23 protein-coding genes are annotated in these 24705 nt (G+C 68.3%); 16 read left to right on the top strand and 7 right to left on the bottom strand.

Annotation, left to right across the window (positions count from 1 at the left end; translation table 11 throughout):
- Positions 1 to 2: 2 nt before the first annotated feature.
- Both xcpS and gspE read right to left on the bottom strand, forming a co-directional pair.
- A complete protein-coding gene (gene xcpS, locus DN824_RS08570; protein ID WP_138408002.1) occupies positions 3 to 1217 on the bottom strand; it encodes a GspF family T2SS innner membrane protein variant XcpS in 1215 nt (404 codons plus the stop codon).
- Between the two features lie 184 nt (positions 1218 to 1401).
- Complete coding sequence (gspE, locus tag DN824_RS08565) at positions 1402 to 2919, bottom strand: type II secretion system ATPase GspE (RefSeq protein WP_138407938.1); 1518 nt, start codon at positions 2917 to 2919, stop codon at positions 1402 to 1404.
- A 586-nt stretch (positions 2920 to 3505) separates the two neighbouring features.
- Between gspE and DN824_RS08560 the strand changes: the two genes are divergently transcribed.
- The 8 genes from DN824_RS08560 (at position 3506) to DN824_RS08525 (ending at position 9936) form a co-directional block, all read left to right on the top strand.
- Positions 3506 to 4627, top strand: a complete 1122-nt coding sequence (locus DN824_RS08560) for a Re/Si-specific NAD(P)(+) transhydrogenase subunit alpha (protein WP_138407937.1) — start codon at positions 3506 to 3508, stop codon at positions 4625 to 4627.
- A 12-nt stretch (positions 4628 to 4639) separates the two neighbouring features.
- On the top strand, positions 4640 to 4954 hold the full coding sequence (locus tag DN824_RS08555) for an NAD(P) transhydrogenase subunit alpha part 2 (protein ID WP_138407936.1): 315 nt from the start codon (positions 4640 to 4642) through the stop codon (positions 4952 to 4954).
- Between the two features lies 1 nt (position 4955).
- Positions 4956 to 6407: an NAD(P)(+) transhydrogenase (Re/Si-specific) subunit beta gene (locus DN824_RS08550; RefSeq protein ID WP_138407935.1), complete on the top strand. Its 1452-nt coding sequence runs from the start codon at positions 4956 to 4958 to the stop codon at positions 6405 to 6407.
- A 218-nt stretch (positions 6408 to 6625) separates the two neighbouring features.
- Complete coding sequence (locus tag DN824_RS08545; protein ID WP_138407934.1) at positions 6626 to 6838, top strand: DUF1127 domain-containing protein; 213 nt, start codon at positions 6626 to 6628, stop codon at positions 6836 to 6838.
- A 71-nt stretch (positions 6839 to 6909) separates the two neighbouring features.
- Complete coding sequence (locus DN824_RS08540) at positions 6910 to 7227, top strand: DUF2388 domain-containing protein (protein ID WP_138407933.1); 318 nt, start codon at positions 6910 to 6912, stop codon at positions 7225 to 7227.
- A 109-nt stretch (positions 7228 to 7336) separates the two neighbouring features.
- Positions 7337 to 7633: a DUF2388 domain-containing protein gene (locus DN824_RS08535; protein ID WP_138407932.1), complete on the top strand. Its 297-nt coding sequence runs from the start codon at positions 7337 to 7339 to the stop codon at positions 7631 to 7633.
- Positions 7634 to 7651: 18 nt separating this feature from the next.
- Complete coding sequence (locus DN824_RS08530) at positions 7652 to 7981, top strand: DUF2388 domain-containing protein (protein WP_138407931.1); 330 nt, start codon at positions 7652 to 7654, stop codon at positions 7979 to 7981.
- Positions 7978 to 9936 (top strand): DUF7844 domain-containing protein, encoded by a 1959-nt coding sequence (locus DN824_RS08525; protein ID WP_138407930.1) that lies wholly within the window; start codon positions 7978 to 7980, stop codon positions 9934 to 9936. Before DN824_RS08530 ends, DN824_RS08525 begins: the two co-directional genes overlap by 4 nt.
- A 243-nt stretch (positions 9937 to 10179) precedes the next feature.
- On the opposite strand, the gene polA is transcribed toward DN824_RS08525, so the two are convergent.
- Positions 10180 to 12924 (bottom strand): DNA polymerase I, encoded by a 2745-nt coding sequence (gene polA, locus DN824_RS08520; protein ID WP_138407929.1) that lies wholly within the window; start codon positions 12922 to 12924, stop codon positions 10180 to 10182.
- Positions 12925 to 12999: 75 nt separating this feature from the next.
- On the opposite strand from polA, the gene DN824_RS08515 reads away from it, so the two are divergent.
- Both DN824_RS08515 and DN824_RS08510 read left to right on the top strand, forming a co-directional pair.
- Positions 13000 to 13278, top strand: coding sequence for a DUF2782 domain-containing protein (locus DN824_RS08515; protein ID WP_138407928.1), 279 nt, complete (start codon positions 13000 to 13002; stop codon positions 13276 to 13278).
- 16 nt (positions 13279 to 13294) lie between these two features.
- On the top strand, positions 13295 to 14245 hold the full coding sequence (locus DN824_RS08510) for a homoserine kinase (protein WP_138407927.1): 951 nt from the start codon (positions 13295 to 13297) through the stop codon (positions 14243 to 14245).
- Between the two features lie 4 nt (positions 14246 to 14249).
- On the opposite strand, the gene znuA is transcribed toward DN824_RS08510, so the two are convergent.
- Entirely contained in the window at positions 14250 to 15224 is a 975-nt protein-coding gene (gene znuA / locus DN824_RS08505) for a zinc ABC transporter substrate-binding protein ZnuA (RefSeq protein ID WP_194150424.1), read from the bottom strand.
- Positions 15225 to 15289: 65 nt separating this feature from the next.
- Here znuA and zur point away from each other — a divergent pair, with 65 nt between their 5' ends.
- The 3 genes from zur (at position 15290) to znuB (ending at position 17447) form a co-directional block, all read left to right on the top strand.
- Entirely contained in the window at positions 15290 to 15775 is a 486-nt protein-coding gene (gene zur / locus DN824_RS08500; protein ID WP_138407925.1) for a zinc uptake transcriptional repressor Zur, read from the top strand.
- Positions 15772 to 16584, top strand: coding sequence for a zinc ABC transporter ATP-binding protein ZnuC (gene znuC / locus DN824_RS08495; RefSeq protein ID WP_138407924.1), 813 nt, complete (start codon positions 15772 to 15774; stop codon positions 16582 to 16584). Before zur ends, znuC begins: the two co-directional genes overlap by 4 nt.
- Positions 16585 to 16661: 77 nt before the next feature.
- Positions 16662 to 17447: a zinc ABC transporter permease subunit ZnuB gene (znuB, locus tag DN824_RS08490; RefSeq protein ID WP_138407923.1), complete on the top strand. Its 786-nt coding sequence runs from the start codon at positions 16662 to 16664 to the stop codon at positions 17445 to 17447.
- Between the two features lie 49 nt (positions 17448 to 17496).
- Here the strand turns inward: znuB and DN824_RS08485 are convergent, their stop codons facing one another.
- Complete coding sequence (locus tag DN824_RS08485; protein WP_138407922.1) at positions 17497 to 18258, bottom strand: SDR family NAD(P)-dependent oxidoreductase; 762 nt, start codon at positions 18256 to 18258, stop codon at positions 17497 to 17499.
- A gap of 195 nt (positions 18259 to 18453) precedes the next feature.
- Between DN824_RS08485 and DN824_RS08480 the strand changes: the two genes are divergently transcribed.
- Positions 18454 to 18969, top strand: a complete 516-nt coding sequence (locus DN824_RS08480) for a YgjP-like metallopeptidase domain-containing protein (RefSeq protein ID WP_138407921.1) — start codon at positions 18454 to 18456, stop codon at positions 18967 to 18969.
- A gap of 12 nt (positions 18970 to 18981) precedes the next feature.
- Here the strand turns inward: DN824_RS08480 and DN824_RS08475 are convergent, their stop codons facing one another.
- On the bottom strand, positions 18982 to 20466 hold the full coding sequence (locus DN824_RS08475) for a DASS family sodium-coupled anion symporter (RefSeq protein WP_138407920.1): 1485 nt from the start codon (positions 20464 to 20466) through the stop codon (positions 18982 to 18984).
- Between the two features lie 180 nt (positions 20467 to 20646).
- On the opposite strand from DN824_RS08475, the gene DN824_RS08470 reads away from it, so the two are divergent.
- Positions 20647 to 21474 (top strand): aldo/keto reductase, encoded by an 828-nt coding sequence (locus DN824_RS08470; RefSeq protein ID WP_138407919.1) that lies wholly within the window; start codon positions 20647 to 20649, stop codon positions 21472 to 21474.
- A 26-nt stretch (positions 21475 to 21500) separates the two neighbouring features.
- Positions 21501 to 22481 (top strand): aldo/keto reductase, encoded by a 981-nt coding sequence (locus DN824_RS08465; protein WP_138407918.1) that lies wholly within the window; start codon positions 21501 to 21503, stop codon positions 22479 to 22481.
- 63 nt (positions 22482 to 22544) lie between these two features.
- Here the strand turns inward: DN824_RS08465 and katE are convergent, their stop codons facing one another.
- Positions 22545 to 24689 carry a catalase HPII gene (gene katE / locus DN824_RS08460; protein ID WP_138407917.1) on the bottom strand — a complete coding sequence of 715 codons (2145 nt, stop codon included), beginning with the start codon at positions 24687 to 24689 and terminating at the stop codon, positions 22545 to 22547.
- Positions 24690 to 24705: the final 16 nt, after the last annotated feature.

Below are 24705 nucleotides of genomic sequence, written 5' to 3'. Positions count from 1 at the left end.
GTTTAACCTACCAACTGATTGAGAGAAAGAATCGGCATGAGGATCGCAAGGACGATCACCAGGACCACGGCGCCCATGAACACGAGCATGAAGGGCTCGAACAGGCCGACCAGCAGCGAGACCTGGGCCGCCAGGTCGTTCTCCTGGTTGCGCGCGGTACGCGCCAGCATCTGGTCCAGTTCGCCGGATTTTTCACCGCTGGCGATCATGTGCAGCATCATCGGCGGAAATTCGCCGGTCGCATCCAGCGAACGCGTCAGGCTGCTGCCTTCGCGCACCTTCTGGGCGGCTTCGATCACCTTGTCGCGGATGCGTAGGTTAGCGATCACAGCCGCTGCGATGGACAACGCCTCGACCAGCGGTACGCCGCTGCGGGTGAGAATCGCCAGGGTCGAGGCGAAGCGCGCGGTGTTGGTCGCCCGCGACAGGCGGCCGATCAGGGGCAGCTTGAGAATGAACGCATGCCAGCGCCGGCGCAGGTTTTCGTCGCGCAGCGCCCGGCGCATCGCCAGCACCCCGCCGACCGCCACCAGCACCATCAGCCAGCCCCAGGACTGGACCAGTTCGCTCGCGGCGATCAGCCCGGTGGTCAGCGCCGGCAGCTCCTGCCCGGTGTTGACGAAGACCTTGACCACGTCCGGCACCACGTAGCCGAGCAGGAAGCCGACGATGGTCAGCGAGGCGATCATCAGGATGATCGGGTAGAGCAACGCGAGCTGGATCTTCTGCCGCGACTGCTGCCGCTGGTCGGTGTAGTCGGCCAGCTGGTCGAGCACCAGCCCCAGGTGCCCGGCATGCTCGCCGGCCGCCACGGTGGCGCGGTAGAGCTCGGGGAACGCCGACGGGTACTCGCGCAGCGCGGCGGCCAGGCTGTGGCCTTCCATCACCCGCGCCCGCACCGCCAGCAGCATCGACTTGATCTTCTGCGAACTCGATTGCGCCGCGGCGGCGCGCAGGGCTTCCTCGATCGGCAGGGCCGCCTGGACCAGGGTCGACAACTGGCGGGTCACCAGCGCCAGGTCGCGCGCCGACAGCCCGCGGCCGAAGGAGAAGCCACCGCCGCCGGTGTCCTCCCGCGCCCGGGCCTGCTTGACCTCCAGCGGCGACCACTGTTTCTCGCGCAGGAGCTGCCGCGCCTGACGTGGGCTGTCGGCCTCGATCAGCCCTTTCTGCTCGCGGCCGCGGCCGTCGAGGGCCAGGTATTCGAAGGCCGCCATCAGCACGGCCCCGCAGCAGATGCGTGAAACGGCCATTCGCGGTCAAGACCGCTCCCACAGGGACCGGGCGCCGTCATGGGAGCAAGCCTGTGCTCGGGCTTCGAGGGAGCACGCCTGTGCGCGTGCTCCGTGGGAGCGGTCTTGACCGCGATCATCCCGGTGGAGTCGAACAAACCCTTCACCGTTACTCCTCCCGCGTCACGCGCAGTACTTCTTCGATGGTGGTCACGCCTTCGCGCACCTTGCGCATCCCGTCGTCGCGGATGCTCGGCCCGAGCAGGCGCGCATGACGGGTCATGTCCTGCTCCGAGGCCCGGGTATGGATCATGGTGCGCAGGGTGTCGTCGAGCACGACCAGTTCGTAGATCCCGGTTCGCCCCCGATAGCCGAGGTTGCGGCAGACCTCGCAGCCTTCGGCGTGATAGAGGGTCGGCGCGTCGGCCGGGTCGACACCGAGCAGCGCGCACTCGGCCTCGTCGGCGACGTAGGCGCGTTTGCAGTCATTACACAACACCCGCACGAGGCGCTGGGCCAGTACGCCGAGCAGCGAGGAGGAAATCAGGAAGGGTTCCACGCCCATGTCCACCAGGCGCGTGACCGCGCCGATGGCGCTGTTGGTGTGCAGGGTCGAGAGCACCAGGTGGCCGGTCAGGGAGGCCTGCACCGCCATGTCGGCGGTCTCCTGGTCGCGGATCTCGCCGACCATCACCACGTCCGGGTCCTGGCGCAGGATGGCGCGCAGGCCGCGGGCGAAGGTCATGTCGACCTTGGTGTTGACCTGGGTCTGGCCGATGCCCTCGAGGTGGTATTCGATGGGGTCCTCGACGGTGAGGATGTTGCGCGTGCGGTCGTTGAGGGTGGTCAGCGCCGCGTACAGGGTGGTGGTCTTGCCCGAACCGGTCGGGCCGGTGACCAGAATGATGCCGTGGGGCTTCTTCACCGCCTGCTCGAGCTGGCGGCGGTCCTGTTCGTTCATGCCCAGGTGGCGCAGGGTCAGGCGCCCGGCCTGCTTGTCGAGCAGACGCAGCACCACCCGTTCGCCGTTGGCCGAGGGCAGGGTCGAGACGCGGATGTCCACCTCGCGGCCACCGACCCGCAGGGAAATGCGCCCGTCCTGGGGGACGCGCTTCTCGGCGATGTCCAGCCTGGCCATGACCTTGATCCGCGACACCAGCAGCGCCGCCAGCTCGCGCTTGGGCTGGACCACCTCGCGCAGGATGCCGTCGATGCGAAAACGGATCACCAGGCGCTTCTCGAAGGTCTCGACGTGGATATCGGAGGCGTTCTCGTTGATCGCTTCGCCGAGGATGGCGTTGATCAGGCGGATGATCGGCGCATCGTCCTCCTGCTCGAGCAGGTCCTCGGTTTCCTGGACCTGGTCGGCCAGGCTGGCCAGGTCCATGTCGTTGCCCAGCCCCTCGACCATCAGCATGGCCGTCGACGAATCGTGCTGGTAGGCCGTCGACAGCGCCTGGTCGAACGCCTCGGCGCTCAGCCACTGCATGGCCAGCGGCCCGCCGGCCAGGCGCTGGGCCTCCTGCAGGGCGGTCAGCGGGGCGCCTTCGCGCACGCACAGGCGCAGGCCGCCCGCCCCGTCGAGCAGGATCACGCCGTGACGACGGGCGAAGGCGAAAGGCAGGCGCCGCTGGACGGGCGGTTCGTCCAGCAACGGGGCGATGGGATTCATGTCGAGTTCGGGCATGGCGGGCTCCTGCTGGCGCTGCGGAACGTCTGGGACGCCGTTTCCACGGGCGGACGACGAGGCGTTCATCAACGTGGCGTTATCTTTGGACTACAAGGTTTCGATGACATTGCAGACGCGCCGGTTTTTCGGGCTCCGTTTATAAACATTTAAGCACTGCCATGAAACGCCGACGGGCAGGTAGTGTCTCATCGCGGTTCGCTACAAATCGCCGACGCAGCCCTGCGGCGGGCCCGATCGGCCCGCGTCTGTCCATAGCGAAGGGAAATGCGGGGCCATTCAGCCAGCAGGACCTGAGGCCATACGCCTCGGCGCCTGTGGCCTGCAGCGAGGCCGAATCAGGCGATGACGCTTTTTTGGTCAGCTCGTGACTTGTAGTGAACGAATCGTTTTACTTCAAAATGGTTGTCGGGCCACCGCTTCGCCTGCAAAATGCCGCGCCGCCGGCCTTCTGCCGGCGATGCCGGTACCGCTGATCCGCATGCCAGGGCGCCAACGCAGTGCGCTGGTCAATCACGATTGGGTCGCTGAACAGACGGCTTGGAGCCGCGCAAGCACCTGAAAAGATCACGCAGGAGAACAAGACGTGCACATCGGTGTTCCTCTCGAAACCCAGGCTGGGGAAACACGCGTCGCCGCGACCCCGGAGACCATCAAGAAGCTGATCGGCCAGGGCCACCAGGTCACGGTGCAGAGCGGCGCAGGCCAGCGCTCCAGCGTACCGGACAGCGCCTTCGAGGCCGCCGGCGCGATCATCGGCGATGCCGGTGCCGCGCTCGGCGCCGAGATCGTGCTCAAGGTGCTCGCCCCGAACGACGCCGAACTTGCGCAAATGCGCCCCGGCGCCGTGCTGATCGGCATGCTCAACCCCTTCGACAACGCGACCATCGCCCGCATGGCCGAACGCGGCATCACCGCCTTCGCCCTCGAAGCGGCGCCGCGCACCTCCCGCGCGCAGAGCCTGGACGTGCTGTCCTCGCAGGCCAACATCGCCGGCTACAAGGCGGTGCTGCTGGCCGCCCATCACTATCCGCGCTTCATGCCGATGCTGATGACCGCCGCCGGCACGGTGAAAGCCGCGCGGGTGCTGGTGCTGGGCGCCGGGGTCGCCGGTCTGCAGGCGATCGCTACGGCCAAGCGCCTGGGCGCGGTGATCGAGGCGTCCGACGTGCGTCCGGCGGTGAAGGAACAGATCGAGTCGCTCGGCGCCAAGTTCGTCGACGTGCCCTTCGAGACCGACGAGGAGCGCGAGTGCGCCGAAGGCGTCGGCGGCTATGCGCGGCCGATGCCGGCCTCGTGGATGGCGCGTCAGGCCCAGGCCGTGCACGAGCGGGCCAAGCAGGCCGATATCGTCATCACCACCGCGCTGATTCCCGGCCGCAAGGCACCGACCCTGCTCCACGAGGAAACCGTGCAGCAGATGAAGCCCGGCTCGGTGGTCATCGACCTGGCCGCGTCCCAGGGCGGCAACTGCCCGCTGACGGTGCTCGATCAGGTGGTGGTCGCCCACGGCGTGACCCTGGTCGGCTATGCCAACCTGGCCACCTGGGTGCCGGCCGACGCCTCGGCGCTGTACGCCCGCAACCTGCTGGACTTCCTGAAGCTGGTGATCGACAGCGAAGGCCGCTTCCAGCTCAACCTCGAAGACGACATCGTCGCCGCCTGCCTGATGTGCGAAGGCGGCCGGATCGTGCGCACCAACGGCTAAGGGAGACGAACCATGGACCTGATTTCGGACGGCCTCTACAACCTGATCATCTTCGTGCTGGCGATCTACGTCGGCTACCACGTGGTGTGGAACGTCACCCCCGCCCTGCACACGCCGCTGATGGCGGTCACCAACGCGATCTCGGCGATCGTCATCGTCGGCGCCATGCTCGCCGCCGCCCTCACCGTGACCCCGCTGGGCAAGGCGATGGGCACCCTGGCGGTGGCCCTGGCCGCGGTCAACGTGTTCGGCGGCTTCCTGGTCACGCGCCGGATGCTGGAAATGTTCAAGAAGAAGGCCCCGAAGGCCTCGGTGGAGAAGCACTAAGATGAGCATGAATACCATCACCCTGCTCTACCTCGTGGCCTCGGTGTGCTTCATCCAGGCCCTCAAGGGGCTCTCCCACCCGACCACCTCGCGCCGCGGCAACCTGTTCGGCATGGCCGGCATGGCGATCGCCGTGATCACCACGGTGTTCCTGGTGTTCAAGCTCGGCGCACAGCTGTCGGAGAGCAACAACGCCGCCACCGGCATCGTCTTCGTGCTGATCGGCCTGTTGGTCGGCGGTAGCGCCGGCACCCTGATGGCGCGCCGCGTCGAGATGACCAAGATGCCGGAGCTGGTGGCCTTCATGCACAGCATGATCGGCCTGGCCGCGGTGTTCATCGCCATCGCCGCGGTGGTCGAGCCGCAGTCGCTCGGCATCGTCCCGGCGGCCGGCTACAGCATCCCGCTGGGCAACCGGCTGGAGCTGCTCCTCGGCGCGGCCATCGGCGCGATCACCTTCTCCGGGTCGGTCATCGCCTTCGGCAAGCTCTCGGGCAAGTACAAGTTCCGCCTGTTCCAGGGCACGCCCGTGGTGTTCAAGGGCCAGCACCTGGTCAACCTGGCGGTGGGCATCGCGATCCTGGCCCTCGGCCTGATCTACATGTTCACCGGCAGCCTCTCGGCCTTCGCGATCATGCTGGCGCTGGCCTTCGTCATCGGCGTGCTGATCATCATCCCCATCGGCGGCGCCGACATGCCGGTGGTGGTGTCGATGCTCAACAGCTACTCGGGCTGGGCGGCGGCCGGCATCGGCTTCTCGCTGAACAACTCGATGCTGATCATCGCCGGCTCCCTGGTGGGCTCCTCCGGCGCGATCCTCTCCTACATCATGTGCAAGGCGATGAACCGCTCGTTCTTCAACGTGATCCTCGGCGGCTTCGGTGCCGACGCCGATGCCGGCGCGGCGACGGGCAGCAAGGAGCAGCGTCCGGTCAAGTCCGGCTCCAGCGACGATGCCGCCTTCCTGCTGGGCAACGCCGACACCGTGATCATCGTGCCCGGCTACGGCCTGGCGGTGGCGCGCGCGCAGCACGCCCTGATGGAGCTGGCCGAGAAGCTGACCCACCGCGGCGTGACCGTGAAGTACGCGATCCACCCGGTCGCCGGCCGCATGCCCGGCCACATGAACGTGCTGCTGGCCGAGGCCGAGGTGCCTTACGAGCAGGTGTTCGAGATGGACGACATCAACTCCGAGTTCGGCCAGGCCGACGTGGTGCTGGTGCTCGGCGCCAACGACGTGGTCAATCCGGCGGCCAAGAACGATCCCAAGTCGCCAATCGCCGGGATGCCGATCCTCGAAGCCTTCAAGGCCAAGACGATCATCGTCAACAAGCGCTCCATGGCCAGCGGCTATGCGGGCCTGGACAACGAACTGTTCTACATGGACAAGACGATGATGGTCTTCGGCGACGCCAAGAAAGTGGTCGAGGACATGGTCAAGGCCGTGGAATAGAGCACTCGCGTGCACCAAAAGACACCGGCCCCGTGCCGGTGTCCTGCCTTGCGGACGGCTACAAACAGTTCCTGCGCCAGCTGCCGGTACAGTTGCGCCAGGGCGCCGACTGTACCCGCACAATCCCCGCCGCCTGTGACTGTAACCGAACACCCCTTCGCGCGATCCTACTGACCCATGCCCCCACACCCGTTCAGAGACGGGAAGGTCAGTCCGCCATGCAACGCACACTGCCTCGCACCACCCTGCCCACCTTCTCCCGCGACGCAGCCTTCGGCCACCTTCTCGCGATGCTGCAGCTCATCCGCCTGTGGCGCCAGCGCAGCCGCACCCGCCGCCAGCTCGCCCGCCTCGATGAACGCCAGCTGGCCGACATCGGCATCAGCCCGGCGGCCCGCGAAGTCGAGCTCGACAAGCCGTTCTGGCGCTGAGCGCGCCCGCGCAGCGGGAACGCAACGTCCGGCCGGGAGTCTAGAGTCGACGATAGACTGGAGACTCCGCCATGCCCCGCCTGTACCCCTCCCTCGGTATCGCCCTGTGCCTGCTGGCCGGCCACGCCTCGGCCAGCAGCTTTCTCGCCACCACCGACCTGGTGGTGGGCGGGCTGATCAACAGCGTCGAAGCGACGTCGGACCTCACCTCCTCGGCCCGCGACGACAAGCTCGTGCTGCAGGCGCGTGACGACGCGGCGCGCTTCGTCGCCAGCGACGGGCAGCAGCGCGGCGTGCACCTGGAAGCGGCGCTCGACCACATCCGCAGCCAGGCGCCGGAACTGAACGCCAGCGACCGTCAGCTCGCCGAAGCGATCCTGGCGCGCTGACCGCAACGTGCCGCTACAGTTGTACCGGCGCAACGGCGCGCCAGGACTGGCCGCAGCCGCCGGGTTTCGCTAGCCTTGGCGCCGTTTTTCGTTACGGTTCCGCTTCGCCATGCGTCTGCTTACAGCCCTTTCGATCGCCGGCCTCTCGTTCGGCTGCCATGCCCAAGTGCTCGACGTCTCCACCGCCGCGCTCGTGCGGACCAGCTACGTGAGCAGCCTGCTGACCAGCGCGCCCTTCGAGAACAAGCTCGTCATCGGCGCGCGGGACGATGCCGCCTCCTTCGTCGCCAGCGACGGGCTGATGCGCGGCGCCCGGCTGGAAGCGGTCCTGACACGCCTGCGCCAGACCAGCCCCGAGCTCGCCGCCAGCGACCGGGAACTGGCCGAGGCGATCCTCGTTCAATGAACCCAGGAAGACTCTCCCATGCGTAAATCCACGATCGCACAGGCCGCGCTGGCCTCCGCCCTGGTGCTCGGCGCGGCCGCCGCCCAGGCACAGACGCTGGTCGCCACCAGCAACCTGGTCGTTCGCGCCCTCGACCGCAGCATCAACTTCACATCCGACGTCACCAGCCGCATCAGCGACATGAAGGTGGTCCAGGAGGCACGCGACGAAGCCGCCAGCTTCGTCGCCAGCCAGGGCGACATCCGTGGTGCCCGCCTGGAGGCCGCCTTCGGCGCCCTTCGCAGCGAATTCGCCGAAGCCCGCGACGCCAGCGACCAGGCCCTGGCCGAAGCCATCCTCGTCCTGTGAAGGCCGCCCGGGCCTGGCTGGCGGCGATCGCGCTAGGTCTGCTGACCGGCACCGCCAACGCCGGGCTGCGCCTGTCGCTCGATCAGGCCGACCTGCAACCCGCGCAGCGCCAGGCCACCCAGGCCCTGCTCGACGAGGCCATGGCCGCGCTGCCACCCGCCTTCGTCGAACGCCTGGACCGCAGCGTGCGGGTGCGCTGGCGAACCGACCTGCCGGAACAGGCCTATGGCCGCGCCGGGCTCGATACCCTGGACCTCAACCGTCGTCTGCTGGCGGGCCTGACCGATGGCAGCGCGGCGACCCAGCGCACCGCCCGCCCCCACGGCACGGTGCGCCAGGAGCTGCTGGCCACCGTCCTGCATGAACTGACCCACCTCTATGACCGGGCGCGCCTGTGGACGCCCGGCCAGGCGCAGGTGCTGATGCACTGCCGTCAGCGCGAGCAGGTGCTCGGCCCGGTCGGGCTGCCCGACCATTGCCGGGGCCAGACCGCGCGCCGCTTCACACTCAGCGACGATCCCCGCCTGCTGGACCTGGCCGGCTGGCCGCAGCGCGTCGGCCAGCGTGGCGAGCGGGAAACGCACAACGCCCAGGTCGCCCGCAGCCCGGACAGCTACGAGCTGACGAGCCCGCTGGAATTCGTCGCGGTGAACATGGAGTACTTTCTCCTCGACCCGACCTACGCCTGCCGCCGGCCCTCGCTCAATCGCCATTTCTCCGAGCACTTCGGCTGGCAGCCGCCGGACCGCGCCGAGTGCGCACCGGGTTACCCGATCCTCAACGCCGGCCGGGATTTCGGCCGCACGCCCCTGGTCACCCTCGACCCGCAGCGCGTCTACGAAGTGGACTACCTGTTCGCCGAGGCCAACGACGCCTGGGCGAGCCGCTGGGGCCACACCATGCTGCGCCTGGTGATCTGCGCGCCCGGACGCCCGCGCGGCCCGGACTGCCGGCTGGACCTGGACGAGCACCTGGTGCTGTCCTACCGCGCCTTCGTCGGCGACGTGCAGCTGTCGAGCTGGGACGGCCTGACCGGCGCCTATCCGTCGCGCCTGTTCGTCCTGCCGCTGGGCCAGGTGATCGAGGAATACACCAAGGTCGAGCTGCGCAGCCTCGCCTCGGTCCCGCTGAAGCTCGAACGCAGCGACATCGAATCGCTGGTCGAGCGCAGCGCCGAGGTGCACTGGAGCTACGATGGCGACTACTTCTTCCTCTCCAACAACTGCGCCGTGGAAACGCTCAAGCTGATGCGCAGCGGCACCGCCCGGCCGGAGCTGGCGGCGCTGGACAGCATCATGCCCAACGGCCTGCTGGAGATCCTGATCAACCGCGGCCTGGCCGACGCGAGCGTGCTCGACGACCCGCGCGAGGCGCTGCGCCTGGGCTATCGCTTCGACTCCTACCGGGACCGCTACCAGGCCATGTTCGCCGTGCTGCGCGAGCGCCTGACGCTGCCGCAGACCGAAGTCGAGGACTGGCTGGCGCTGCCGGCGGCGGAACGGCGGCGCTGGTTCGAGCAGGCCGACCTGCGGGCCAGCGCCGCGCTGCTGCTGGTCGAGCAGGCGGCGCTTCGTCGCGAGCTGCTGCTGGCCCAGGACGAACTCAAGCGCCGCTACCTGGGCGGCCGCAAGCAGCGCGACAGCGGCCTGGACAAGGCCGACGGCGCGCTGCAGGAGATCCTCGCCAACAGTGGCTACCTGAGCCGCCCGGCCGAACTGCTCGAAGGTGAAGGGTACGGGCTGCCGCAGCTGGGCGAATGGAAGCGCCTGGAGCGCGAAAGCGGCGAGCGCCAGGCCCGGCTCAACGCGCTGAACCAGACGCTGGACCAGGAAGTGCGCAAGCTTCTGGGCGACGAGCGCCGCCGCGAGCTGGAGGCGATCGAGGTCAACCTCACCGGCATTCGCGACCACCTGCAGGCCCTGCACAAGGCCGGCGGCGGGCTCGTCCTGCCCTGACACCCGGCGAGTGCGCGGGGCCTGGTCGTGGGTTTTCCCGGGACGAAAAAAAACCTCGAACTTCTTATGGGGGAGGGGGAAGTTCGAGGTTCAAGTCCGGACCGCTAGGGCGGGGTCCAGAGATCTGCCAACACTTAACACAACAAGGAGCATCGAAGAGGTTTAACGCCCTTCGTGAACTCAGACCCGTTGCAAACAGGAATAGTTCCGCTTTTTTTCTAGGGAGCCGAAAAAAGTTTCAGCTCAGTGCGCCTCGTCCCAGTTGGCGCCCACGCCGGCCTCGACCAGCAGCGGCACGTCCAGCGTGGCCGCCTCGCTCATCAGCGGGCAGATCCGCTCGCGGACCTGATCGACCAGGTCCTCGCGCACTTCCAGCACCAGTTCGTCGTGCACCTGCAGGATGACCCGCGCATCCAGCCCGCTCTCCTGCAGCCAGCCGTCCACCGCGATCATGGCGCGCTTGATGATGTCCGCCGCGGTGCCCTGCATCGGCGCGTTGATCGCGGTGCGCTCGGCGGCCTTGCGCATGGCGCCGTTCTTGGAATGGATCTCCGGCAGGTACAGCCGACGTCCGAACAGGGTTTCCACGTAGCCCTGCTCCGCCGCCTGGGTACGGGTGCGCTCCATGTAGGCGAGCACGCCGGGGTAGCGGGCGAAGTAGCGGTCGATGTAGGCCTGCGCCTCGCCCCGCGCGACGTCGATCTGCTTGGCCAGGCCGAAGGCGCTCATGCCGTAGATCAGACCGAAGTTGATCGCCTTGGCGCTGCGCCGCTGGTCGTTGGTGACCTGATCCAGCTCGACGCCGAACACCTCGGCGGCAGTGGCGCGGTGCACGTCCAGGTCGTTCTGGAAGGCGTGCAAGAGGCCCGCGTCCTGGGCCAGGTGCGCCATGATCCGTAGCTCGATCTGGGAATAGTCGGCGGCCAGCAGGGTGTAGCCCGGCGCGGCGACGAAGGCCTGGCGGATGCGCCGGCCCTCGGCGGTGCGGATCGGGATGTTCTGCAGGTTCGGGTCCGAGGAGGACAGCCGGCCGGTCGCCGTCACGGCCTGGTGGTAGCTGGTGTGGATGCGCCCGGTGCGCGGGTTGATCTGCTGCGGCAGCTTGTCGGTGTAGGTGCCCTTGAGCTTGCTCAAGCTACGGTGCTGCATGATCACCTTGGGCAGCGGGTAGTCCCGCTCGGCCAGCTCGGCCAGCACGCTTTCGGCGGTGGACGGCTGGCCCCCGGCGGTCTTCGACAGCACCGGACAGCCGAGCTTGTCGTAGAGGATCGCGCAGAGCTGCTTGGGCGAACCCAGGTTGAATTCCTCGCCGGCGATCTCGAATGCCTCGCGCTCCAGCTCGGTGAGCCTGTTGCCCAGCTCGACGCTCTGCAGCCCGAGCAGGTTGGCATCGACCAGCGCGCCGTTGCGCTCGATGCGCGCCAGCACCGGCACCAGCGGCATTTCGATCTCGTTGAGTACCTTGAGCAGCGAAGGCGTGGCTTCCAGCTTGCCCATCAGGGTCTGGTGCAGCCGCAGGGTGACGTCGGCGTCTTCGGCGGCGTACGGGCCGGCCTGCTCGACGGCGATCTGGTCGAAGGTCAGCTGCTTGGCGCCCTTGCCGGCGATGTCCTCGAAGCGGATGGTGCCGCGGCCCAGGTACTTGAGCGCCAGGCTGTCCATGTCGTGGCGGGTGGCCGTGGCGTCGAGCACGTAGGATTCGAGCATGGTGTCGAAGGCCATGCCGCGCATCTCGATGCCGTAGTGCATCAGCACGTTCATGTCGTACTTGCCGTGCTGGCAGACCTTGCGCCTGGACGGGTCCTCGAGCAGCGGCTTGAGCGCGCCGAGCACGGCGTCCCGGTCGAGCTGCTGCGGCACGCCCATGTAGCTGTGGCCGAGCGGCACGTAGGCGGCCTTGCCGGTCTCCAGGGCGAAGGACACGCCGACCAGCTGGGCCTTCTGCGCGTCGAGGCTGGTGGTCTCGGTGTCGAAGGCGAAGCAGTCGGCCGCCTTCAGGCGCTCGAGCCAGTCGTCGAACTCGGCCTGATCGAAAATCGTGGTGTACTCGGCCTCGGCCTGGATCGAACAGCCCTCGGGCTGGACTTCGCAATCCTCGCCGGCCGCCTTGGCTTCGCGCAGCAGCTCGTCGAGCCAGGCCTTGAACTCCAGCTCGCGGTACAGCGCGATCAGCGCTTCGCGGTGCGGCTCGCCGGGCATCAGGTCGGCGACTTCGACATCCAGCGGCACGTCGATCTTGATCGTCGCCAGCTCGTAGGACATGAACGCCGCCTCGCGGTGTTCCGCGAGCTTGGCCGCCAGCGACTTGGCCCCGCGGATCGGCAGGTCGCAGACCTTGTCGAGGTTCTCGTAGAGGCCCTTGAGGCCGCCTTCGATGCCGTTGAGCAGGCCGCAGGCGGTCTTCTCGCCGACACCGGGCACACCGGGGATGTTGTCGACCTTGTCGCCCATCAGCGCGAGGAAGTCGATGATCAGCTCAGGGCCGACGCCGAACTTGGTCTTCACGCCCTCGATGTCGTACACGCTGCCGGTCATGGTGTTGACCAGGGTGACGTGGGGGCAGACCAGCTGCGCCATGTCCTTGTCACCGGTGGAGATGATCACGTCGCGACCGAGCGCCGCGCACTGGCGCGCCAGCGTGCCGATCACGTCGTCGGCCTCGACCCCGTCGACGCAGAGCAGCGGCATGCCCAGCGCACGCACGCTGGCATGCAGAGGCTCGACCTGGGAACGCAGGTCGTCGGGCATCGGCGGGCGGTGGGACTTGTATTCGGCGAACAGGGTGTCGCGGAAGGTCGGCCCCTTGGCATCGAAGACCACCGCGAAGGGGCTGTCCGGGTACTGCCGGCGCAGCGACAGCAGCATGTTGAGCACGCCTTTGACCGCCCCGGTGGGCTTGCCGGTGGAAGTGGTCAGGGGAGGCAGGGCGTGGAAGGCGCGATAGAGGTAGGACGAACCGTCCACCAGAACGAGGGGCGCTTGGCTCATGAGCAGGATCAACCTTTTCGGCGGGTCCGGGGCTAGAATGCGCAGGACCATTGACGACAAAGGGACAAGGTTATCATGCGTACTCTGAAACACCTGCTGCTGGCCAGCCTGCTGGCCTGTCTGCCGGTCGCCGCCCAGGCGCAGCAACCGGACAGCGAGCCGGACGTGACGATCCGCCAGGAAGGCGACCGCACGGTCGAGGAATACCGCGTCAATGGCTTTCTCTACGCGGTCAAGGTGACGCCCAAGCACGGCAAGCCGTACTTCCTGGTGCGCGCCGACGGCGACAGCAATTTCATTCGCTCCGACCGGCCGGACATGCTGATCCCGGCCTGGGAAATCTTCAGCTGGTAAACCCAAGGACTCTCGGATGTCGGTGTTCACGCCCCTGCAGCATGACGAGCTGGAAGCCTTCCTCGCGCCCTACCGGCTCGGGCGTCTGATCGCCTTCGAAGGCATCGCCGCGGGCAGCGAGAACAGCAACTTCTTCGTCACCCTCGAGCACGGCGAGTACGTGCTGACCCTGGTCGAGCGCGGCCCGACGGCCGACCTGCCGTTCTTCGTCGAGCTGCTCGAAGTGCTGCACCAGGCCGGGTTGCCGGTGCCCTACGCGCTGACGACCGAGAGCGGCGAAGCCCTGCGCCAGCTCGCCGGCAAGCCGGCGCTGCTGCAGCCGCGCCTGCCGGGGCGGCATCTCTCCACGCCCAACGCGCATCACTGCGCCGAAGTGGGCGCACTGCTGGCGGACATCCATCTGGCCACCCGCGAGCATCTGCTCGAACGTCGCAGCGACCGGGGCCTGGACTGGATGCTGCGCGAAGGGCCGAGCCTGGCGCTGAGCCTGCCGGAGGCGCAGCTGCCGCTGCTGCGCGATGCGCTGGCCGAGATCGGCCGGCTGCAGTGGCAGATTCTCGCCTTGCCCCAGGCCAACCTGCATGCCGACCTGTTCCGCGACAACGCGCTGTTCGACGGCCCCAGGCTCTCGGGGGTGATCGACTTCTACAACGCCTGCTCCGGGCCGATGCTCTACGACCTGGCGATCACCGTGAACGACTGGTGTTCCCATAAGGACGGCCGCCTCGACCCGCCGCGGGTGCGCGCGCTGCTGGCCGCGTACTCGGCGCATCGCCGCTTTACCCCCGCCGAGGCCGAGCTGTGGCCGGCCATGCTGCGCATCGCCTGCGTGCGCTTCTGGCTGTCCCGGCTGATCGCCTCCCAGGCCAACGCGGGGCAGCAGGTGTTGATCCACGACCCGAACGAGTTCCAGCGGCGCCTGCAGCACCGCCAGCAGGTCAACATCGAGCTGCCTTTCGCGTTCTGACGCGTTACAGCGATTCCAGGCAGCCGACCAGCTGCTCGCCCAGCTGCTCGAGCATCTCGACGTAGCCGTTGGGGCCGACCCGGGTGTCGGTGCCCATGGCGTCGAGCTCGGCGAGGCGCGCCGGCAGGCCGCTGGTCAGGGTCTCGGCCAGGCGCGGCCGTAGCGGCGGCTCGCTGAACACGCAGCTCGGGCCCGCCTGCTGCAGCCGCTCGCGCATGGCCGCCACGTGGCGCGCGCCGGGCTGCACCTCCATCCCGGCGCTGAAAACCCCGACATGGCCCAGGCCGTAGGCCGCCTCGAAATACTCGTAGGCCTCGTGAAACACGAAGTACGGCTTGCCGGCGATCCCGGCGACGCGCTGGCGCAGCCGCTCGTCGAGGGCGCCGAGCCGCGCCGTGAATGCCTTGAGGTTCTGCCGGTAGCGCTCGGCATTGGCCGGATCGGCCTCGGCCAGATCCGCGGCCATGCGCCCGGCGATCACCCGGGCGTTGTCCGGCAACAGCCAGAGGTGGGCGTCGAGGCTGCCGGGCCGGTGCGCATGGTCGTGCTCGCCCAGGTCGTGGTCCTGATGCCCGTGCCCATGGTCGTGGTCGTGGTCGTGGTCGTGGTCGTGGTCAGCATGCCCCTCGTCGGAAGGGCCGTGGGGCTCGCCGAAATGCCGCAGGGTGAGCCCCGGCTCGGCCTGCAGGGCGACGCTCGGACCGCTGCGGCCTTCCAGGACGCGCCCCAGGAACGTCTCCAGATCGGGGCCGACCCAATAGAACAGGTCCGCGTCGCGCACGCGCCGTACGTCGGATGGCCGCAGCGCGTACTGGTGCGCCGAGGCACCGGGCGGCAGCAGGACGTCGGGCTCGCCGACACCGTCCTGGACCGCGGCGGCAATCAGCTGCAGAGGTTTGATGCTGGTCAGCAGATTGACGTCGGCGTGGGCGGTGAGAGAGAACGACAGCAACAGCGGCAGGAAAAAAAGACGCGACACGAGGGGATACCGGGCAGAGTGAACAGGTAACATAATAACGTCTCTTCACTAGCCCGTCGCCGACCATGACCACTCCTCCGCTGGCCTGCACGCCCCACGATCACGACCATTGCGTCAGTCACGCACTGGCCGAAGCCGACCACTTGTGCGCGCGCCAGGGCGTGCGGCTGACCGCGCTGCGCCGTCGCGTGCTGGAGCTGGTCTGGCAGAGCCACAAGCCGCTCGGCGCCTACGACATCCTCGCCGTGCTGAGCGAGGCCGATGGCCGCCGCGCGGCGCCGCCGACGGTCTACCGGGCGCTGGATTTCCTGCTCGAGAACGGCCTGGTGCACCGCATCGCCTCGCTCAACGCCTTCGTCGGCTGCAGCCATCCGCAGAGCCCGCACCAGGGCCAGTTCCTCATCTGCCGCAACTGCCATGCCGCCATCGAGTTGGAAAAGGCGACCGTGGCCGATGCGATCAACGCCGCCGCCGCCACCGTCGACTTCGCCGTCGAAGGCCAGACCGTGGAAGTGGTCGGTCTCTGCGCCGCCTGCCGGAGCGCGGCATGAGCGACGCGCTGGTCAGGCTCGACGACATCCATGTGCGCTTCAATGCCCAGGCCGTGCTCGAAGGGGCGCAGCTGCAGGTGCGCCATGGCGAGATCGTCACCCTGATCGGCCCCAACGGGGCCGGCAAGACCACCCTGGTGCGCACCGTGCTCGGCCTGCTCAAACCGGATCGCGGCAGCGTCTGGCGCAAGCCCCGGTTGCGCATCGGCTACATGCCGCAGAAGCTTCACGTGGACCCCACCCTGCCGCTTTCGGTGCTGCGCTTCCTGCGCCTGGTGCCCGGCGTCGACCGTGCCCGCGCCCTGGCGGCCCTTGCCGAGGTCGGCGCCGAGCAGGTCATCGACAGCCCGCTGCAGGGCATCTCCGGCGGCGAGATGCAACGGGTGCTGCTGGCCCGCGCGCTGCTGCGCGCCCCCGAGCTGCTGGTGCTCGACGAGCCGGTACAGGGCGTCGACGTCGCCGGCCAGGCCGAGCTGTACCGGCTGATCGGGCGTCTGCGCGAGCGCCACGGCTGCGGCGTGCTGATGGTCTCCCACGACCTGCACCTGGTGATGAGCGCCACCGATCAGGTGGTCTGCCTGAATCGCCACGTGTGCTGCTCCGGCCACCCCGAGCAGGTCAGCAGCGATCCGGCCTTCGTCGAGCTGTTCGGCCAGGACGCCCGCAGCCTGGCGGTCTATCACCACCACCACGACCATGACCACGACCTGCATGGCTCGGTGCGGCATCCGCACGTGCACACCGAGCATTGCGGACATCTGCCGGTCCAACCGTCGCCGGCCACGCCCGCAGATCCCGAGAAAGGATAGATCCTTGCGCCCCGCTTCCCTGCGCCGCACCCCGCGGCCCCGCGCCTGCCGTCTCCAGGTCACGACCCGGAGCGCGCATGCCTGACTTCCTGCTCAATGCCCTGCTCGCCGGCCTCGCGCTGGCCCTGGTGGCCGGCCCGCTCGGTTCCTTCGTGGTCTGGCGGCGCATGGCCTATTTCGGCGACACGCTGTCCCACGCCGCGCTGCTGGGCGTCGCCCTGGGCCTGATGCTCGACGTCAGCCCGACGCTCGCGGTGACCGTCGGCTGCGTGCTGCTGGCGGTCCTGCTGGTCACGCTGCAACAACGCCAGCCACTGGCTTCCGACACCCTGCTGGGCATCCTCGCCCACAGCACCCTGTCCCTCGGCCTGGTGACCCTGAGCTTCATGAAGGACGTGCGCATCGACCTGATGGGCTACCTGTTCGGCGACCTGCTCGCCGTCGGCCCGACCGACCTGGCCTGGATCCTGGGTGGCAGCGCGATGGTGCTGGCGATGCTGGTGCCGCTCTGGCGCCCGCTGCTGGCGATGACCGTGCACGAGGAGCTGGCGAAGGTGGAAGGGCTGCCGGTGGCGGCGACCCGCCTGGCGCTGATGCTGCTGATCGCGGTGGTGATCGCCGTGGCGATGAAGATCGTCGGCGTGCTGCTGATCACCTCGCTGCTGATCATCCCGGCCGCCGCCGCCCAGCGCCACGCGCGCACGCCCGAGCAGATGGCCGCCGGGGCCAGCGCGCTGGGCATCCTGGCGGTGTGCCTGGGGCTGACGATGTCCTGGTACCAGGACACCCCGGCCGGGCCCTCGATCGTGGTCTCGGCCGCGGCCCTGTTCCTGCTCAGCTTCGCCTGGCCCAGGCGCAGCTAGCGAAGGGCGCGGCCAGGCGGACGCCCTCGCCGGCCGCGCGGCGGTCCGCTCAGGCGTCGCGGTCGATGGCGAACGGCGACCAGGCCTGGCGGGTCGGCATGATTTCCAGGCGGTTGATGTTGACGTGCTCGGGCAGGGTCGCGACGTAGTAGATCTGCTCGGCGATGTCTTCGGCGGTGAGCGGCGTGGTGCCGCGGTAGAGCTTGTCGGACGCGGCCTGGTCACCCTTGGTGCGCACCAGGGTGAACTCCGTCTCGGCCATGCCCGGGGCGATGTCGGTGACCCGCACGCCGGTGCCCTGCAGGTCGCAGCGCAGGTTGAAGCTGAACTGTTTGACGAACGCCTTGCTGGCGCCGTAGACGTGGCCGCCCGGGTACGGCCACTCGCCGGCCACCGAGCCGAGATTGACGATGCTCGCGCCCTTGCCGACCTGCAGCAGCAGCGGCAGCACCGCATGGGTGACGTTGACCAGGCCGGTGATGTTGGTGTCGATCATGGTGTGCCAGTCGGCCAGGTCGACCTTCTGCGCCGGCACCGGAGCCAGCGCCAGGCCAGCGTTGTTGATCAGCGCACGCACGTTGCGAAAGCCCTCGGGGAGGTCGGCGACGAACTGCTTCACCGCCTCGGCGTCGCGCACGTCCAGCGCGCCGATATGCACGGGCACCTGGGCGGCGAGTTCGTCGCGCAGGGCCTCGAGGCGCTCCAGACGACGCCCGCTCAGCACCAGCGCCCAGCCTGCCGCGGCGAAGCGACGGGCCGTGGCGCGACCGAATCCTGATGTCGCACCGGTGATGAAAACCACATTACTCATGACTGACCTCTCTGGCTGGCTGTTCAAAAGGACGATCCCGTCGACACCGAGCGGAACGCTTCCCGGGACCGGAAGCGGCGGTCGGGCCGACATGACGGCCCGCTACAGCATCTGCCGCGGATCGACCGAGCATATAGGAAGCGAGCCCGCAGCCCCAGCCGGATTCGATCGTCCCGAGCTGGCATACTGCGCGCCATGAACCCCACGCCTCCCCTCAAGTACCTGCAGGGCTACCCCGAAGCGCTGCAGCAGCAGGTCGCCCGGCTGATCGCCGAAGGGCGCCTGGGCGATTACCTGGCCGGGCGCTACCCCGGGCGGCACGAAATCCAGAGCGACAAGGCGCTCTACGGTTACGTGCAGCAGCTGCGCCAGGCGCACCTCAAGAGCGCGCCGGCGATCGACAAGGTGCTCTACGACAATCGCCTCGACCTGACCCACCGCGCGCTGGGCCTGCACAGCGCCGTCTCGCGGGTGCAGGGCGGCAAGCTCAAGGCGAAGAAGGAAATCCGCGTCGCCGCGCTGTTTCGCGAGGCGGCGCCGGAGTTCCTGCGGATGATCGTGGTGCACGAGCTGGCGCACCTGCGCGAGAGCGACCACAACCGGGCCTTCTACAAGCTGTGCGAGCACATGCTGCCGGGCTACGCGCAGATCGAGTTCGACCTGCGCCTGTTCCTGCACTGGCGCGACCTGCAGCCGGTCATCGCCCGCTGAAGGCCGCCACGCCTAGATCCAGCCCAGCCAGCGCCACCAGGTGGTGGCGAACACCAGCATGCTCAGGTAGCCGATCACCGTGATCAGCAGCCCGACCCGGGCGAACTGCCGGGCATTGAAGGTCTCGGTGCCCAGGCACACCATGTTCTGCGGCGCGTTGATCGGCAGGATGAAGCCGTAGCTGACCACGAAACCCAGCAGCATGGTCATGCCCAGCCGGTTGAAATCCCCCGGCAGGTTGAGCAGTACCGCGATCAGGATCGGCAGCAGCGCCGAGGTCAGCGCGGTGGCGCTGGCGAAACCCAGGTGGATGACGATCAGGAAGGCGCCGAGGATCGCGAAGATGCCGAGCGGCCCCACCGACCCGAGCCCGGTGTGCGCCACCACCTGGGCGCCGAGCCATTGGCCGGCCTGGGTGCTCAGCAGCACCGTGCCCAGGCTGATGCCCACGCCGAAGACGATCACCGTGCCCCAGGGGATGCGTGCCTGCACGTCCTTCCAGGTCATCACCCCCAGGCGCGGCAGCATCAGGATCACCAGCCCGGCGTAGGTGGTGCTGGTGGTGTCGAAGCCGTGCAGCTTGCCTTCGCTGGCCCAGCACAGCAGCAGGCCGACCGACACCGCCAGCAGGCGCTTCTGCGGCCCGGTCATCGGCCCTAGGGCGGCCAGCTCGCGGGCCACGGCCTCGCGTCCGCCGGCGATCCGCTCGGTCTCCGGCGGCAGCAGCCTGAGCACCACGAACAGCAGCACGAACGACATCAGCAGTGCCCAGGGCGCGCCGGCGATCAGCCAGTCGATCCAGCTCACCCGCGTGCCGAGCAGCTTGTCCATGAAGCCGACCAGCAGCAGGTTCTGCGCCGCGGCCGTCTGAATGCCGATGTTCCAGATGCTGGTGCCCTGGGCGACGATGATCATCATGCCGGCGGCGATGTTGGAGCGCCGGTCGATGCCGAACGCCGCGATGATCCCGAGCATGATCGGCACCACGCAGGCCGCCCGCGCGGTGGCGCTGGGCACCACCAGGCTGAGCAGGACGATCACCACCAGGGTACCGCCCAGCACGTGCCGGGTACTGGTGCCGACCCTGGACAGGGTGAAGAGCGCGATACGCCGGTCGAGCCCGGTGTGGGTCATCGCCGCGGCGATGAACAGCGCACCGGCGACCAGCGCCAGCGCGGGGCTGGAGAAGCCGGTCAGGGCCATCCCGATCGCGGCCGAGCTGCCGTACACCACCTCGGGGTTGGCCACCGTCGGCGCCGTGCCGACGAGGAAGGCCAGCAGCGCGGTGATCATGATCGCGCTCGCCTCGTAGGACACCGCCTCGGTGATCCAGACGACGACGGCGAACACCAGGATCGCCAGGACGCGCTGCCCCGCCACCGGCAAATCGGCCGGCAGCGGCAACAGCAGCACGCCGATCAACGCCAGCACGCCGACCAGCAGGCCGGGCGGAAAACCGCGCAACAGGGAAAAGCGCGAGGTAGAGGTTTCGCTCATGGCAGGGCTCCTTCAGCGCAACGCCGCGCAGCCGCGGCCTCGATCCCGAGTATGGCCGGCGCCACGCGGGCCATACTGACCTGTGTCTACGGCGCGGCTTTTTCGCGCCCCGCGCCAGCCGATTGAGCGCTGGCGGCGATCCGGGGTCTGATGCCCACGACCCCGCCACCCGAGGTGCCCATGAACCCTGTCCCGCGCCTGGCCCTGAATGACGGCCACACCCTCCCGCAGTTCGGCCTCGGCACCTGCCAGATCCCTGACGAGCACGCCGCCTCGGTCGTCCGCGCGGCGGTCGGCCTGGGTTACCGGCATCTGGACACGGCGACCATCTACTACAACGAGCGCGGCGTCGGCGAGGGGATCGCCGGCTGCGGGGTACCGCGTGAAGCGCTCTTCGTCACCACCAAGCTGTGGAACCTGGACCAGGGCTACGACGAGACGCTGCGCGCCTTCGATGCCAGCCTCGAACGCCTCGGACTGGGTTACGTGGACCTGTACCTGATCCACTGGCCCTGCCCCGCCCGGGACCGTTTCGTCGACAGCTGGAGGGCCCTGATCGCCCTGCGCGAGCAGGGCCGGGCGTGCTCGATCGGCGTCTCGAACTTCCAGATCCCGCACCTGCGGCGATTGATCGACGACACCGGCGTGACCCCGGCGGTCAACCAGGTCGAGCTGCACCCCTTCATGCAGCAGGCCGAGCTGCGCCGCTTCCATGAATCGCTGGGCATCGTCACCGAGTCCTGGAGCCCGCTGGCCCGGGGCGGCGACTACCTGAAGGAGCCCCTGCTGCTGGAGCTGGCCGGCAAGCACGGCAAGACCGCCGCGCAGGTCGTCCTGCGCTGGCACGTCGATAACGGGCTGGTGGTGTTTCCCAAGTCCGAATCGCCACAGCGGCTGGCCGAGAACCTGGCGATCTTCGACTTTCGGCTGGACGCCGAGGACCTCGAGCGGATGCGCGGCCTGGAGCGCAACCTGCGCACCGGCGAGCATCCGGACGCAACCCACTAGGGCCGCCGCGCCCGGGAGGACTCACCATGCAATACCGAAAACTGGGCCGCACCGGCCTGAGCGTCTCGCGGCTGTGCCTGGGCTGCATGACCTACGGCATCCCCGAGCGCGGCAAGCACCCCTGGACCCTGGCCGAGGACCAGAGCCGGCCGCTGATCCGCCGCGCGGTGGAGCTGGGCATCAACTTCTTCGACACCGCCAACAGCTACTCGGACGGTACCAGCGAGGAGATCGTCGGCCGTGCGCTGAAGGACTTCGCCCGCCGCGACGAGATCGTGCTGGCGACCAAGGTGCACTTCCCGCTGCGCGACCGTCCCAACATCGGCGGACTGTCGCGCAAGGCGATCTTCAACGCCATCGACGAAAGCCTGCAGCGGCTGGGCACCGACTACGTCGACCTCTACCAGATCCACCGTTGGGACTACGGCACGCCGCTGGAGGAGACCCTCGAGGCGCTGCACGACGTGGTCAAGGCCGGCAAGGCGCGCTACATCGGCGCCTCGTCCATGTACGCCTGGCAGTTCGCCAAGGCACTGTTCACCGCCGAGCGCCACGGCTGGACCCGCTTCGTCAGCATGCAGAACCACCTGAACCTGCTCAACCGCGAGGAGGAACGGGAAATGCTGCCGCTGTGCCGCGACCAGGGCATCGGCGTGATTCCCTGGAGCCCGCTGGCCCGCGGGCGGCTGACCCGCGACCCGGACGCCGGCAGCCGTCGCAGCGAAACCGACGACTTCGGCAAGACGCTCTACACCGCCGCGACCGAGGCCGATCGCCAGGTGATCGGGGCGGTCGGCGAGGTTGCCCGCGGCCGCGGCATTCCCCGCGCCCAGGTGGCGCTGGCCTGGCTGACGCAGAAGGACGGGGTGACCGCCCCCATCATCGGCGCCTCCAAGCCCGAGCACCTGGACGACGCGGTCGCCGCCCTGGGGCTGAGCCTCGACGCCGAGGAAATCGCCCGCCTCGAAGCGCCCTATGTGCCGCACCCGGTGGTCGGCTTCAGCTGATCGCCAGGCATTAAAAACCCGGCCTGGCGGGACTGCCCAGGCCGGGTCTGCGACACCCGGGCGTCAGGCCGGGATTGCCTTGGCCAGCGGCTCGCGGGCCCAGATGCGGTGCTGCGCCAGCGCCTTGGCGAAGCGGTCGAACACCGAATCCACATCGCCATCGGCACCGCCGATCAGGCCTTCGTCGGCCTGCAGCCGCAGGCTGGCGACCAGCCGCTGGGCATCGCCGAGCGCGGCGATCGGCTTGAGGTGCTTGTAGGCTTCGAGCACGTAGTGCAGCGCATCGCCCATCTCGCCGAGGGTCTGCACCGACGCCCCGCCGCCCGGAATGAAGACCCCGTCGAACATGATCGACGGCATGCCGTCGAAGGGCGCATCGACCATCAGCAGCTGGCCGTCGGCGGCGGTGACCGGCGCGGGCGAGGGACCGATGAACTTGGCGATGGCGCCTTCGGCTTCGAGCTTCTTCTGGAACGCCTGCACGGCGGCGGCGTCCACGCCATCGGCGATCAGGATCGCCACCTTGCGCGACTTGATGCCGCCGGGCAGGTGGTTCAACAGGCTCAGGGCCGGCGAGGATTCGAGGCTCAGCGGCTTCTTCTCCACGGTCGGCGCCGTCGGCGGCGTCAGCCCCAGGTTCTTCGCGACGCGGGTGGCCAGCTCCAGATCGATGTTGGCGAGGATCTGGTTGACCTGCCGCTCGCGGATGAAGATGCGCTCGACCTTGCCCAGCTCGAAGGTGTAGGCGCCGATGATGTGCTCCTTCTCCGGCGCGCTCATGCTGTTCCAGAACAGCGTGGCCTGGGAGAAGTGATCGCCGAACGAGGGGCTGCGATCACGGATCTTGTGCCCCTCGATGCGCTCGGGATAGCTCTCGAAGCCGCCGCCGCTGGCTGCCGGCGGGGTTTCCTTCGGCCAGCCGTTGTCGATCGAGTTGGGCTCGTAGTTGGCGCGGCCCTTGTTGATGGTCTGGCGGTGGAAGGCATCGCGCTGGTTGTTGTGCACCGGCGCCACCGGACGGTTGATCGGGATTTCGTGGAAGTTCGGCCCGCCCAGCCGCAGCAGCTGGGTGTCGGTGTAGGAGAACAGCCGGCCCTGCAGCAGCGGGTCGTTGGTGAAGTCGATGCCGGGCACGATGTGGCCGATGTGGAAGGCGACCTGCTCGGTCTCGGCGAAGAAGTTGTCCGGGTTGCGGTTGAGGGTCATCTTGCCGAGCTTCTGCACCGGCACCAGTTCCTCGGGGATGATCTTGGTGGCATCGAGCAGGTCGAAATCGAAGTTGTGCTCGTCCGCCTCCTCGACCACCTGCACGCCCAGCTCCCACTCGAAGTAGTCGCCCATCTCGATGGACTCCCAGAGGTCGCGGCGGTTGAAGTCCGGGTCCTTGCCGGCGAGCTTGAGCGTCTCGTCCCAGACCAGCGAATAGGCCCCGGCCAGCGGCTTCCAGTGGAACTTGACGAAGCGGCTGACGCCCTCGGCATTGATCATGCGGAAGGTGTGCACGCCGAAGCCTTCCATCGCCCGGTAGGAACGCGGGATGCCGCGGTCGGACATGGCCCAGAGCACCATGTGGGCCGATTCCGGGGTCAGCGAAACGAAGTCCCAGAAGGTGTCGTGGGCCGACTGCCCCTGGGGAATTTCGTTGTGCGGCTCGGGTTTGACCGCATGGACGAAGTCGGGAAACTTGATCGCGTCCTGGATGAAGAACACCGGAATGTTGTTGCCGACCAGGTCGAAGTTGCCCTCGTCGGTATAGAACTTGGTGGCGAAACCGCGCACGTCGCGCACCGTGTCGGCCGAACCGCGCGAGCCCTGGACCGTGGAGAAACGCACGAACACCGGCGTTTCCTTGCCCTCGGCGGCGAGGAACGAGGCCTTGGTCAGCCAACTGTGGTCGCCGTAGCTCTTGAACACGCCATGGGCCGCGGCGCCGCGCGCATGGACGATGCGTTCGGGGATGCGCTCGTGATCGAAGTGGGTGATCTTCTCGCGCATGATGAAATCTTCGAGCAGCGAGGGGCCACGGGTGGCGGGCTTGAGCGTGTTCTGGTTGTCGGCGATCTTCACGCCCTGGTTGGTGGTCAGTGCCTGGCCGGTGGCATCGGAGCGGTTGACCTCCAGTGCATCGAGCTTGGCGTTGTGGTTGCTGCGGTCGACGGTATCGGTACCGGCCAGTTCGCTTTGGATCGGTTTTTTCGAATCGGTCATGACGAGGCCTCGGCTA

This window comes from Stutzerimonas nosocomialis, assembly GCF_005876855.1.
GTDB lineage: Bacteria > Pseudomonadota > Gammaproteobacteria > Pseudomonadales > Pseudomonadaceae > Stutzerimonas > Stutzerimonas nosocomialis.
This window is presented reverse-complemented; position numbering and strand designations above follow the sequence as displayed.